The organism is candidate division WOR-3 bacterium (assembly GCA_016934535.1).
Lineage (GTDB): Bacteria > SDB-A > SDB-A > SDB-A > SDB-A > JAFGIG01.
The window spans coordinates 1-12,390 of sequence record JAFGSQ010000039.1; the positions used below are offsets into that span (position 1 = coordinate 1).

Below are 12,390 nucleotides of genomic sequence, written 5' to 3' on the forward strand. Positions count from 1 at the left end.
AAAGCCGATGGGCGGATTCGAACCGCCTACCCGCGCATTACGAATGCGCTGCTCTACCAGCTGAGCTACACCGGCTTTCATAATTTTAAAATTATAACCGTTTGGAATAAATTAGCAACCATTTATTGAAAAATCTACTTTATCGGAAAGCATCCATCCGTGCTGAAAGTCAATCTTTTGTTTATATGAAAATAAACGCCATCGTACACCCTGCAGTCAATGTCCCTTCCCTCATTTTCAGCGTAAGCATGAATCCACCAACGGTCGGTTCTGTATGAAGGAAAAAAATATCTCACCTGTTCACCGCCTGGCGTCCTCGATCTGAGGTAGACAACAGAGGATATCGGTGAAGAATTGTCGCCCGTTTTCTTTATCGCTTCAAAAATCACTTCAAGAATTTCGTCATGTTTGTTTTCGAAACCTTCAACGTAAAAATCAGCCGCCTCTCCCATCATGTGTTTTGAAGTCATCGAAACCTCGTAAGGATTGCCGGAATCACCATCGTTCACGTAATTGAACAACTCGGCAGCAAGATAGCTGTTGTGCCTGGGCGATCTGTACCCCGATATTACGACTACTTTCCTCCCCGTTTCAAACTGAATGGCGTTGAGCAGTATAAGCAGGTCTTCATCTATGCCTCTTTGCGGAAGAGTGCCGCCGTCTCCGTCATAATAAAGTTCTCCTTTCCACAAGCAAGGGGGATTGGCGACGGAATCCCCTTTACATCTGAAATCATCCGCCGTTATTTCATCCGTTTGAGAAAAGTCGCCCGATAACAAAAACATCAATGACACAAAAAAACTCGCGTAAATCATAACGCTCCCGCTTTCAGTTTTTTTCAGTTCTCCTTGTCCGCGTTGACTCAATATGTTATATCACATTTTCAAAGGAGGGATAATGCTCTGGTCGAAATCCTACATACCGACTACAAAGGAAATGCCTGCCGACGCATTGCTGGCAAGCCACAGGCTGCTTTTAAAAGCAGGCTTCATCAGACAGGAATTATCAGGAGCTTATACCTACCTGCCTTTGGGGCTGTTAACCGTTTCAAAGATCATGAAGATAGTCCGGGAAGAAATGAACTCGATAGGAGCACTGGAGCTGCTCGCTCCTTCTCTGGCTTCGAAAGAAACCTGGCAGGCAACGGGCAGGTGGGAAGAATTCGGAAACGACATGTTCAGGTTTAAAGACCGGAAAGACAGAGACATGTGTTTGGCTCCCACTCACGAAGAGATAATCACAAATCTCGCAAAAAGAGATTTCAGGTCCTACAGAGACCTTCCAAAATCTCTTTATCAAATACAGACTAAATTCAGGGACGAACCAAGACCGAGAAGCGGTGTTCTTCGGATGAGACAGTTTATAATGAAAGATTCGTACAGTTTTGACAGGGATGAAAATAGCCTTTCTGTTTCGTACGACCTTCACAGAAAAGCGTATAAAAATATATTTACCCGCGCAGGTCTCAGTTTCAGGATAGTTTCAGCTTCGACAGGACTGATGGGCGGTTCGGATTCTGAAGAATTCATGATACCCTCCGAATCCGGAGAGGACAGAATTGTTTTCTGCGGTAACTGCAGTTATTCAGCAAATCTGGAAGTGGCTTCTTCAACCGTCGAGAAAATATCTTATCCGTCGAAACCGCTCGAAAAGGTCAACACTCCCGTCGGCGGTTCAGTTTCCGAGGTGTCGGCATTTTTAGGCTTTAAAAGCGACAGAATGATGAAAAGCCTTCTCTGGATGATAGAAGAAAAACCTTATTTTCTCCTTTTGTGCGGAGAGGATGAGCTTTCCGAGACAAAACTTGCCAAGCATTTGGGCGCAGGCAGACCCGCCCATTCTGAAGAAATTATTAAAATTACAGGAGCTCCTGCTGGATACGTAGGTCCTGTGGGTATAAAAAACGTGGCTGTTTACGCGGATGAAAGACTGAAAGGCGCAACCGGCATGTCGACGGGTGCGAACGAATTTCATTACCACTACGTAAACCTCGACGTGGAAAGAGATGTGCGTACTGACGGTTTCCTGGATCTGAGAGAAGTGAAAAAAGAGGAAAAATGCGTCAAATGTGGCGGATCACTAATGGTTGAGAACGCTATTGAAGTCGGACACATATTCAAACTCGGCACCAAGTATTCAAAAAGCATGGGTGCGGCTTTCACCGACGAGGAAGGCAACGAAAAATCTTTCGTCATGGGCAGCTACGGTATAGGTATAGAAAGAATAATGGCTTCGGCAATCGAACAAAACCACGACGAGAACGGGATAATATGGCCGGTGTCCATATCACCTTTCGAAGTCGTGATTCTACCGCTCAACAGTTCCGACGAAAAAGTCAGGAACTTATCAACGTCTCTTTGTGAATCACTTTACGGCAATTCAATAGAATATCTTTTGGACGACAGAGACGAGAGAGCGGGAATAAAATTCAAAGACGCCGATCTTATAGGGATACCATTGAGGATCACGGTAGGAGAAAAAAACGCCGCCAAAGATATGGTTGAAATAAAAAGAAGAGACACTTCTCATGTCACAACTGTTCCCGTCGAAAAAGCCCTCGATGTCATCAGGCACAACTTGAACGAGCTTTACGGGCTTTGTTCGATTAATTGAAAGAAAGGTTTAACGCATGAACATAACTTCGCTCCACCCTCTCGAGATAAAATTATTGAAATCTCTACGGGAAAAACAGGTTTTCAGCTCGAGGGATTATCCCGACAATTCAGGACTGACGGTTGAAAACGTCCGCGGAATAATCGGCTGGTTCAAGGCCAGGAATTGGCTGAAAGAAGTCGAGGAGGCGACCGCAATCAAAGCCGAGATCACCGAAGAAGGAAAAATATACGCCGAAAAAGGCCTCCCTTTGAGACTCGTGTGGGATTGCCTTTCTTCTTCTCCATGCACAATCAGCGAAATGATTGAAAAAACATCATACAGTCAGGCAGAAATCGGAAAGGCTGCGGGTTTTTTGAAAAAAAACGACTTGGCTGAAGATAAAGGAGGAACTCTTTTCCTGAAAGAAAATAATGCTCCCGAGTATCTCGAACTGCTTGAAAGACTTATATCGGAAGGACTCAAAGAAGATCTGAATTTTTCTTCTCTCTCAGAAAAACAAGCCGCAGTTCTGGATGAGAACGCCAAAAAGAGGGGTTCGGGATCAATCTTCAGGATCAAAGAACAAAAATACGTCAGTTACTGCCTGAACGAAGAGGGAGAAAAAGTAAGAAAAGCAGTCTGTGATTCGGAAACAAAAGACGAGATAGGCGCTCTGACTCCCGAAATTCTCCGCGACAGATCCTGGGAAGGAAAAACTTTCAGAAAATTCAGCATGTCGTTGAAACCTAAATCCAAAATAGCCGGCAGGCTTCACCCGTACGGCAGATTTCTCGACACTGTGAGAAAAGAACTCACCTCGATGGGATTTACCGAGATGAGGGGGCCCATAGTAGAATCCGAATTTTTCAACAACGACGTTTTATACATGCCCCAATACCATTCTGCCAGAGACATTCACGACATATATGTCGTCAAAGAGCCTTCGAGGGCTTCAGATATACCGATGAACATACTTTCCAGAATAGCTTCGGCTCACAGAGACGGAGGCAGATCTGGCTCGCGCGGATGGGGATACGATTTTGACACTGAAAAGACCCAAAGACTTGTTCTGAGAAGTCAGGGAACTGCCATAAGTGCCAGAACACTGACAAAAAAACCTCCCGTGCCGGGTAAATTTTTCGCAATTGCAAGATGTTTCCGCTACGACAGTGTTGACGCTACTCACGCACCTGACTTTTTCCAGATAGAAGGAATAGTGCTCGAAGAGAATATCAATTTCAGGCATCTGCTCGGACTTCTTTCAACTTTCGCCGAAAAACTCGCCCACGCTGAAAAGATCAAATTCGTACCCGGTTATTTCCCTTTCACGGAGCCTTCGGTCGAAGCGATGATCAAACACCCTCAACTCGGATGGATAGAACTAGGTGGAGCTGGAATTTTCAGACCTGAAATAACTGTATCGCTAGACATCCCCTGCCCGGTCATAGCCTGGGGACTTGGTCTAGACAGAATGGCAATGAACGCGCTCAAAATAAATGACATACGGGAACTTTTCACTTATGACATCGAAAAGATACGCTCTTCAAAGGTGGTGATTTAGATGCCGAAAGTAACTACAGACAAAAATACTCTTTTATCCCTCATAGAAAAACCTATGAACATCGACAGGCTCAAAGACCTTTGCTGGCTGGCAAAAGCCGAATTGACTGAGAATGCAGGTTCAAACGAAATAACGCTTGAGTTTTCAGACACAAACAGACCCGATCTATGGTCTGCAGAGGGATTGACCAGATTGATTAACCAATTTCTCTCTGGAAAACCCAAGGAATACACATTTCTTTCGGAGCCTCACCACAGAGATAAAGAAGTAATCGCCGAAGAAAGCGTTTCAGCTATCCGCCCTTACATAGGAATGTTTTTGTGCGAAATTGCTCCCATCACTGACGAAATTCTCAAAGACCTGATACAGACCCAGGAAAAACTCGCCGAAAATTACGGAAAAAAAAGAAAAACAGTAAGCATAGGTATATATCCTGCTTCGATTATAAATTTTCCAGTCATCTACAAAGCGGTAATACCTTCAGAAATATCTTTTGTGCCGCTTGGTTTTGAAAATGAAATGGCTCTCGATGAAATACTGAAAAAGCATCCCAAGGGAATAGAATACGCCGAAATTCTCGAAAGCAAAAAAATTGTGCCTCTGATGATAGACAACAAAGGAGAAATACTTTCATTTCCGCCTGTTATCAATTCGAGAAGAACAGGCGAAGTGAAAGTCGGTGACACTTATTTGGCCGTTGAAGCGACAGGATCGGACCTTTCATCTGTTCATCTGGTCCTGAGTATTTTTGCGATGAACCTAAGCGACAGAGGCGGAAAAATCACGAGAATGAGAACTCTTTATCCAGGAAATCAGGAAGCGGTATTTCCGACGGACGAAACCGAAGAACTAAGCATAAACATCCCTCAGGTCAACAACCTTCTTGGGAGCGAGTTCGGAATAGAAAAAATTTCAACAAATCTCAGAAAAATGGGTTTCAGATCCAAAAAAGGCACTTTCGACAACGAGCTTATTGTCACCGTACCTTTTTACAGAAGGGACATAATGCACGAAGTCGACATCATGGAAGACATAGCGATAGCATCGGACTACAACGATTTCCAACCACTCATGCCCGAAAGTTACACTCACGGAGGCCTCTCTCCTATTCAAGAAAAAGCGAACGTCCTCAGGCAAGTTTCAATCGGTCTTGGTTTCCTCGAATACATGGGCAACATTCTCACTTCCTCTGAGATTATGAAAACCTGTGCCGGAAAACACAGCGATCCCGTCGAGATAGCAAATCCTATGACGGCGATGTTCGCCTGCCTGAGAGACAGACTATTCCCTGGTCTTCTTCTGCTGGAATCAAAAAACAGCAAATCGCTTTACCCTCATCTCGTCTTTGAAGCGGGTGAAACAGTCAAAAAATACAAGGAAGACGGTACTTTGAAAACCGGAACCGTCTTTTCGATAGCTTACATGATTTCGGGTCCCGATTCTTCTTTCTCTGAAATGCATTCTGTTATGCAGACTTTATGCGATATGCTTTCAGTTGAGCTTACACTGATTGAAAAGAACTACTGGTTTTTCATTCCGGGAAGAAGCGCCGAAGTGCTTCTCAATGGCAAAGAATCGGGATTTTTAGGCGAGGTGTCTCCCTCCATACTCGATGTACTCGGCGTGAGAATGCCTGTAGTACTCTCTGAAATCTCCGACCTGGATTCCTTTTTTATCTGAAAGAGAAGCTGATTTGAAGTGCTCGACACGCTGGAAAAAAAACATGGCTTTCGAAGCCCGATCAGGCGATCATGAAATCCTTATGGACTCGTCAGAAAATTTCGGAGGCGAAAACAGCGGACCAAGCCCGAAAACGCTTCTTCTTGCGGGCCTAACCGGATGCAGCGGAATGGATGTCGTTTCCATACTTGCCAAGATGAAAGTCTCGGGCTACGAACTTCAGATAGACTGCTCGACCGAAGTGACCGAAGAGCATCCAAAGGTTTTCAGGGAAATTTTTCTAAAATATGTCTTTACCGGAAAAAACCTTCCCGAGGACAAGCTGACAAAAGCAGTCGACATGTCTCTCTCCAAATACTGCGGCGTAGCCGCCATGCTCTCAAAAAACTCGGAAATCCTTCGTGAAATAGAGATCCGATCTTCCTGAAATGTGACGTTCGAGTTTATTTAGCCGAGTACTTTATCCTTTTGATGCGATAGATTTCATAATATATCCTCACTAACATAACAAGCTGATCAAAATCCGGTTACCGGCGATTCCTAGAATCTTGGTGTAATATCTTCAGTGTCCTGTTTTTTATCTTGATCCAGAGGTAAGTGTATTATATCGTTTCCTAACTCAGAAAAATCAAGTTCATTAAGATATAAAACTCTTACGCGGCGGTTGTGTTGAGTGTGGTAATATAGTACTCGCTCGGATAAATCCCACGCCGTTGTCCATATAGTTGAACTCCGCATGCCTTCTTTGCCCAACGATCCGTCTGAGCCTTCGGATGCTCCCAGAGGTATATTAAAATTGTCTAAAATTCTGAACAGTTCATATACTGTTTCCGCGGAATTATCAGTAGACCGTGACGTCTGGGACCATGCAACCGCACGTACGAATCGTGATGGAGGAGTATTGTCGCCGGGTAATCCGATCATACCACTGCCTCCTCCCAAAGGAGCGAAATCAATACCTTCAATGCTTTTATCGGGAAGCGCTACGGGCGACAGATTTACGTAATTTCGCAGATTTGTCATGTGCCAGTCATATGTTGGCCCGTTTGTTATGACACCTAAAGGATTTTCAAAGATCCTTGCTTCGCCTTCGCTAAACTCTATAACTATGGATTTTCCGCTTGCGTCCGTCACCATCCAATGCGCGTATACAGACATGCCGATAGCTTCTTCTGTTACAGACACCACTCTGACTTCGTTTATCCCGCTTCTGACTTCATCAGTCGTCGCAAATTGACTGAGAATATAGTTCGTCAGGTCTATCGCTGTTATCGTAATACCGGCAAGATCCTTTTCAAATATCGGGTATTCGGCAAAGCCTGCGTGATAGAACAGACCTACGGCCAGCCCTCTTTCGTTCATTCCGTCGGCAAGATAATCTCTTCCCATCATATCCAGCCCGACATAACCGTACTTTGCTTGCCATTCTCTGCCATTAAATCCTTCCGGAGTCAGCCCGGTAAATGAATATCCCCTGGGTACGATAATGACTCGTGATTGCAAATCAAACTTACCCCACTCCATGGTCCGTCCGTAAACGACGCTCTCATCCATTGCAATCAGTCTTATGCCGGTACAAGCGTAAGCAGGATTAATTCTTCCGCAGATTAATGTTATGATCATCGTGGCATAGAGTAATAATGTTTTGTTGCCTGTTCTCACTTTTCACCTCTTTGTTTTTCCTTAAAACATATCAGTTTTATCTGGGGCAAACAATCCCGTGCTGAGATATTTTTCACTTGAACCTTGTAATATCACTACTACCGTGATTTTTCACCTTAATTCAACAATCTTTTTATTATTCTTTCAATAAAATCCATTTTTCTAGGCACATTGTGTCCGGAGAGAATGAGTTCTGGTTTCAAAGAAAGATATTTTTCAAGGGCTCCCATGTATTCTTCAATTCCCGTTTCCAGATCAGGAACAATGTTTTCGTCGTCGTCTCCGATGTTATCTCCGACGAACAATATTTTTTCTTTCTCAAAGTAAACGCTTATCCCGTCGTTCGTGTGCCCCGGAGAATAAAACATCAAAACGCCGTCTTTTATTAAACGTAATTCACTGTCGAAAAGGACATCCGGTGATTTTTTTTCTGTTCTTCCACAGACGAATCTCCTGTTGGTCTCGAGCATTCCTTCATATTTTTCGTCAATATTTTTTAAAATCTTTTCGTGAGCTATAATATCATTATCATAAAACTCATAATTTCCCCAGATGTGATCCCAATGATAATGAGTGTTAAGCACTGTGACCGGTTTTGACTTGTCTGTACAACCGGAAAGTATGTTTGCGCTTTCTGAACCAAAACCCGTGTCTATTATGTAATTGTTCTTCTCAGTTTTCAAAACGTAGCAATTGGTAGGGCATCCAGGTATGACATGCTGAACGATAGTGGTAACACTGTCGGATATATTAATCATTTCATAATTCATAGAATCCGCCTTTCAGTTATCCCAGCAACACGTCGTCATAGTTGCCCCCGGAGATAACAATTTAAACATCTTTTATTTTCGACTACATTGAAAAGCGCATTTCACGATAGTAATTGTCAAAGTCTCGATCTTTTATCTACTTTAACACCGCTAATACAAGAATTCATATCACAAGCCGGCGACAAAATTATGGCTTATAAATTCCCGGTTATCAGATAAATCGGAATCATGCTTTCAAACCTCGTCCCGCCATAATTTCCGTAAGTTTATCGTATAGTTCGTCAGGTCCGCATTTCAGTGAAAGGACTGAAATCCTGAAAGGAGTTCCATAAGTTTTCTCGTTTGATTTCAAAAAATACCTGTTAATCGGATTCGCTTTCCCGATGTATTCCTGGGGATTGTAAACATGTATCAACACCAGTTTCTCCTTGCCTATTAGTTTAATTTCTATTAATTTTATGTCTCTCCATTTAATTAGATGACCGCTTGCAAAATTTGATCTGTCGAATATTCCGTTTTTATCCATCACCAGTCCCGGGTTGGTGTCGAGAGCTCTGTTCAAACCGTAAATACATAATGCTCCGCCGAAACTCAGGATAGTGAAAGCGGCAATCCTTACGTGCTCAGGATTCACAGGATAAAATTTTTCCAAATCCGACCAAAGTCCGATTCCGATAGGGATCAAAAAACATGAAACGAATATGGCTGCGATGGCTTTTGTTTTTTCTTTTTTGATTACAATCTCACCTTTTACTTCTTTGATCATAATTTCCTCCATCCGATCATATTTTATATCTTGCATTTTATAGTGGCAATGAACATAGTAAAATAAAGAGGCATAATACATCGATGATGTCCTCAATACTTAATTCCGCATAGAAGAAAAGAATCAAAAGTTTTTTTATCAAAATTGCTATTGACAAAACACGTTTTTATTGTTAGATTTAACTAACAAGAGGTGAACTATGAAAAATAAATTAACATCTAATATGGAAGATTACCTGGAAGCAATTTTGGACTTAATGAATAAAGAGAAAACAGTCCGCGTCACTGATGTCAGCAAAATACTTAATGTAAAAAAGCCCTCTGTTAATTCTGCCGTCAGAAAACTTAAATCTCTTAAATTAGTAAACCAGGAAAGATACGACAAAATATTCCTTACAGAAAAAGGCAAAAAAGAAGCCGAAAAAATAAAACACAAACACGATGTGCTGTTGAACTTTTTAAGTGAATATCTCGGAGTGCCGAAAGAAACCGCCGTTGAAGAAGCCTGCAAGATCGAACACACCATCAGCAACGACACCCTCGAAAGAATTTCGGACTTTGTTGAATTTTTAGATAAATCCGAGTTTTTCGTTAAAAATGAATGGCGATCAAAACCAAACCATGAAATCGTTTAGACCATCGGATTTTTTCGGTGTTCCGAAATTATGTTACGGAGGGACAATGAAAACTCGCAGTGATGAAATTTTCCCTCTGATTCTCGCCAAAGAAGGAGAATCTCTTATAATCAGCGATATAAGAGGGGGAAAGTTTTTCAAGGATAAGTGCATAAGCATGGGTATCATACCCGGCGTTAAAATAGAGATATCAAATAACAGCAGGGGGGGGCCCTGCCTTATGAAAATAGGCGATTCCCGTATAATTATCGGAGGCGGGATGATGCACAGAATTTTTGTTAAGAGAACGTGACCTCAATCGATCTTTTTACTGCCTGAGTCATGGAAATAGCCACAGTAGCCCTGATGGGGATTCCCAATTGCGGAAAAACGACCGTATTCAACGCTTTGACCGGCGGCAATGTCAAAACCGGAAACTGGCCTGGAGTTACAGTCGAAAAAAGAGAAGGAAAACTTAAACGCGACGACAGTTCGGATCTTTCCCAAAAAGAAATAACCGTTGTGGATCTTCCGGGTACATATTCATTGTCAGCCCTTTCTGAAGATGAAAAAGTTGCAAGAGATTACGCATTGAGCGGTGAACCTTCCTTGATACTCAACATACTTGACGGCTCCAACCTTGAAAGAAGCCTCTATCTGACGGCTCAGATAATCGAGATGAAAGTCCCTCTTGTGGTTGCAGTCAACATGACTGACGTCGCCGAAAGGCACAAGATAAATATCGACCTCAAAGAGCTTTCCAAACAATTGTCCGTACCGGTCATAGGTATAAGCGCTCTTCGAAAATGCGACATCGCTTTTCTAAAAAAAATGCTGAAAGACAATATCGAAAATAAAATCGTAACTGGATCGCGCATTGAATATCCGAACGAAATTGAATCCGCTGTTTTTCAGTGGCAGAAAAAATCCGGCTTGATTGCTGAAGAAACCGGTATAAATGCGAGGTGGCTCAGCATAAAACTCCTCGAAGACGACAGCTGGGTGAAAAATAAGTTTTTAGAAAAGAGTGTATTAACAGACGATGAAATCAAATACACCAGACAAAAAATTGAAGGGATTCTGGGTGATTCGATAGAGATGGTTTTTGCCGATTACAGATACGGATTTATTCACGGTATTTGCCGGAGTGTAATACAAAGGATTGCTCAGAGGATTTCAAACACCGAAAAAATTGACAAAATTGTTTTGAACAGATATTTGAAAATCCCGATCTTCCTGACGGTTATGTATGTTATTTTCTGGGCGACAATAACATTCGGCGGAGCTTTCACGGATTTCTTTGACATAATATCCGGAACTATTTTTGTTGAAGGATTCGGTTTTCTTCTTGAAAAAGCTGGTTCTCCGATTTGGCTTAAAATAATTCTCGCCGACGGTATAGGAGGAGGCATCCAGACCGTATCCACTTTTATTCCAATTCTGTTTTTTATGTACGTTATGTTTGCGGTGCTCGAAGACAGCGGATATATGGCGAGAGCCGCTTTTGTAATGGACAGATTCATGAGTAAAATAGGACTTCCCGGAAAGGCTTTCGTACCGCTTGTGGTAGGCTTTGGATGCACGGTTCCGGCTGTCCTCGCGGCGAGGACTCTGGAAAACAAAAAAGACAGAATGATGACCATTTTTTTAGCTCCTCTGATGTCTTGTGGAGCGAAAATGCCGGTTTACGCGCTCTTTACGGCTGCATTTTTTCCTGACAACACCGGACTCATTGTCGTTTCGTTTTACGCTATCGGAATAATTGTCGCAGTCATAACTGGCCTCCTCCTGAAAAACACTCTTTTCAGAAAACATCATTCATATTTCGTAATGGAACTTCCCACATATCACGCTCCCAGACCCAAGCACATTCTGTTTCACACATGGATGAGACTTAAATCATTTATTTTAAAAGCCGGTCAGATAATTGTAATCGCCGTCGCAATCTTAACATTCATAAATTCCATCGGAACTGACGGCTCGATCGGGAATAAAAACACCGACAAATCAGTTCTCGCATTCTTCGGCAAAACAATAACTCCGCTGTTTTCACCCATGGGTATAGAGAAAGACAACTGGCCCGCAACCGTAGGTCTTCTAATGGGGATTTTCGCTAAAGAATCCGTTGTCGGAACACTCAATTCCCTGTACGGACAGATGTCGGCTTCCGACGTGTATGAAAACGAAACAGAGGTTCCATATCCCGGTATTGCGGGAAATATAAAAGAAGCTTTTGTTTCAATTCCCGACAACATCTCGAAAATTTTTCTTCCTTTTTACAAAGCATTCGACAAAAGCGCACAATCGAGCGGCAATGGAAATGAGCGTGAGAATAAGGTTTTCGGGCTGATGGGTGAATATTTCGAAAAAGGTAAACCTCAGGCCTACGCTTATCTGCTTTTCGTGCTTTTGTATTTCCCTTGTGTCTCGGCTTTCGGTGTCATAGTTAGAGAAAGCGGCTGGCTTTTTGGAATCGTTAGCGCGGTTTATCTCACTTCATTGGCTTGGATAATTTCCACTCTTTTCTATCAGCTTACTACCGGACATAATTTTTTGTGGATCGGTTTGGCTTTTACATTGACGGGATTGATAGCACTGTTTTTCATTATCCTGCGACGAGCAAAGATGTTCAGAACTGAAACGTCAGCTGAATGAATGGAGGTGACCGGATTCGAACCGGAGACCTCCTGCGTGCAAGGCAGGCGCTCTAGCCAACTGAGCTACACCCCCATAGAGATTTTAA

General features: G+C 42.7%; 11 protein-coding genes and 2 tRNA genes. 7 read left to right on the forward strand and 6 right to left on the reverse strand.

The genetic code is table 11. From position 1 onward, the window contains the following. Nucleotides 1–2: 2 nt before the first annotated feature. Nucleotides 3–75: transfer RNA gene (locus tag JXL83_06290), tRNA-Thr, on the reverse strand. Nucleotides 76–134: 59 nt separating this feature from the next. Continuing rightward, a complete protein-coding gene (locus JXL83_06295; GenBank protein ID MBN2363722.1) occupies nucleotides 135–815 on the reverse strand; it encodes a DUF882 domain-containing protein in 681 nt (226 codons plus the stop codon). Between the two features lie 82 nt (nucleotides 816–897). Between JXL83_06295 and JXL83_06300 the strand changes: the two genes are divergently transcribed. Genes JXL83_06300 through JXL83_06315 form a run of 4 tightly spaced genes read left to right on the forward strand, consistent with a single transcriptional unit; the run spans nucleotide 898 to nucleotide 6,263 of the window. Continuing rightward, a complete protein-coding gene (locus JXL83_06300) occupies nucleotides 898–2,613 on the forward strand; it encodes a proline--tRNA ligase (GenBank protein MBN2363723.1) in 1,716 nt (571 codons plus the stop codon). 16 nt (nucleotides 2,614–2,629) lie between these two features. Next, nucleotides 2,630–4,156 carry a phenylalanine--tRNA ligase subunit alpha gene (locus tag JXL83_06305; protein ID MBN2363724.1) on the forward strand — a complete coding sequence of 509 codons (1,527 nt, stop codon included), beginning with the start codon at nucleotides 2,630–2,632 and terminating at the stop codon, nucleotides 4,154–4,156. Next, nucleotides 4,157–5,836: a phenylalanine--tRNA ligase subunit beta gene (pheT, locus tag JXL83_06310; protein MBN2363725.1), complete on the forward strand. Its 1,680-nt coding sequence runs from the start codon at nucleotides 4,157–4,159 to the stop codon at nucleotides 5,834–5,836. A 43-nt stretch (nucleotides 5,837–5,879) separates the two neighbouring features. Further along, entirely contained in the window at nucleotides 5,880–6,263 is a 384-nt protein-coding gene (locus tag JXL83_06315; protein MBN2363726.1) for an OsmC family protein, read from the forward strand. Nucleotides 6,264–6,376: 113 nt separating this feature from the next. On the opposite strand, the gene JXL83_06320 is transcribed toward JXL83_06315, so the two are convergent. The 3 genes from JXL83_06320 to JXL83_06330 form a co-directional block, all read right to left on the reverse strand. Further along, a complete protein-coding gene (locus tag JXL83_06320) occupies nucleotides 6,377–7,459 on the reverse strand; it encodes a choloylglycine hydrolase family protein (protein MBN2363727.1) in 1,083 nt (360 codons plus the stop codon). Between the two features lie 155 nt (nucleotides 7,460–7,614). Further along, nucleotides 7,615–8,268 carry an MBL fold metallo-hydrolase gene (locus JXL83_06325; protein MBN2363728.1) on the reverse strand — a complete coding sequence of 218 codons (654 nt, stop codon included), beginning with the start codon at nucleotides 8,266–8,268 and terminating at the stop codon, nucleotides 7,615–7,617. Between the two features lie 226 nt (nucleotides 8,269–8,494). Continuing rightward, a complete protein-coding gene (locus tag JXL83_06330) occupies nucleotides 8,495–9,034 on the reverse strand; it encodes a hypothetical protein (GenBank protein ID MBN2363729.1) in 540 nt (179 codons plus the stop codon). Between the two features lie 199 nt (nucleotides 9,035–9,233). Here JXL83_06330 and JXL83_06335 point away from each other — a divergent pair, with 199 nt between their 5' ends. Genes JXL83_06335 through feoB form a run of 3 tightly spaced genes read left to right on the forward strand, consistent with a single transcriptional unit; the run spans nucleotide 9,234 to nucleotide 12,302 of the window. Then, a complete protein-coding gene (locus JXL83_06335; protein ID MBN2363730.1) occupies nucleotides 9,234–9,668 on the forward strand; it encodes a metal-dependent transcriptional regulator in 435 nt (144 codons plus the stop codon). Nucleotides 9,669–9,714: 46 nt separating this feature from the next. Next, a complete protein-coding gene (locus tag JXL83_06340; protein ID MBN2363731.1) occupies nucleotides 9,715–9,960 on the forward strand; it encodes a ferrous iron transport protein A in 246 nt (81 codons plus the stop codon). Between the two features lie 29 nt (nucleotides 9,961–9,989). Next, nucleotides 9,990–12,302: a Fe(2+) transporter permease subunit FeoB gene (gene feoB / locus JXL83_06345; protein ID MBN2363732.1), complete on the forward strand. Its 2,313-nt coding sequence runs from the start codon at nucleotides 9,990–9,992 to the stop codon at nucleotides 12,300–12,302. Between the two features lies 1 nt (nucleotide 12,303). Here feoB and JXL83_06350 read toward each other — a convergent pair. Continuing rightward, a tRNA-Ala gene (locus tag JXL83_06350) sits at nucleotides 12,304–12,377 on the reverse strand. Nucleotides 12,378–12,390 lie beyond the last annotated feature (13 nt).

Coding starts and splice junctions, on each gene's coding strand:
- JXL83_06295 (MBN2363722.1), bottom strand. CDS start 815: ATGATTTACGCGAGTTTTTTTGTGTCATTGATGTTTTTGTTATCGGGC.
- JXL83_06300 (MBN2363723.1), top strand. CDS start 898: ATGCTCTGGTCGAAATCCTACATACCGACTACAAAGGAAATGCCTGCC.
- JXL83_06305 (MBN2363724.1), top strand. CDS start 2,630: ATGAACATAACTTCGCTCCACCCTCTCGAGATAAAATTATTGAAATCT.
- pheT (MBN2363725.1), top strand. CDS start 4,157: ATGCCGAAAGTAACTACAGACAAAAATACTCTTTTATCCCTCATAGAA.
- JXL83_06315 (MBN2363726.1), top strand. CDS start 5,880: ATGGCTTTCGAAGCCCGATCAGGCGATCATGAAATCCTTATGGACTCG.
- JXL83_06320 (MBN2363727.1), bottom strand. CDS start 7,459: ATGATCATAACATTAATCTGCGGAAGAATTAATCCTGCTTACGCTTGT.
- JXL83_06325 (MBN2363728.1), bottom strand. CDS start 8,268: ATGAATTATGAAATGATTAATATATCCGACAGTGTTACCACTATCGTT.
- JXL83_06330 (MBN2363729.1), bottom strand. CDS start 9,034: ATGATCAAAGAAGTAAAAGGTGAGATTGTAATCAAAAAAGAAAAAACA.
- JXL83_06335 (MBN2363730.1), top strand. CDS start 9,234: ATGAAAAATAAATTAACATCTAATATGGAAGATTACCTGGAAGCAATT.
- JXL83_06340 (MBN2363731.1), top strand. CDS start 9,715: ATGAAAACTCGCAGTGATGAAATTTTCCCTCTGATTCTCGCCAAAGAA.
- feoB (MBN2363732.1), top strand. CDS start 9,990: ATGGAAATAGCCACAGTAGCCCTGATGGGGATTCCCAATTGCGGAAAA.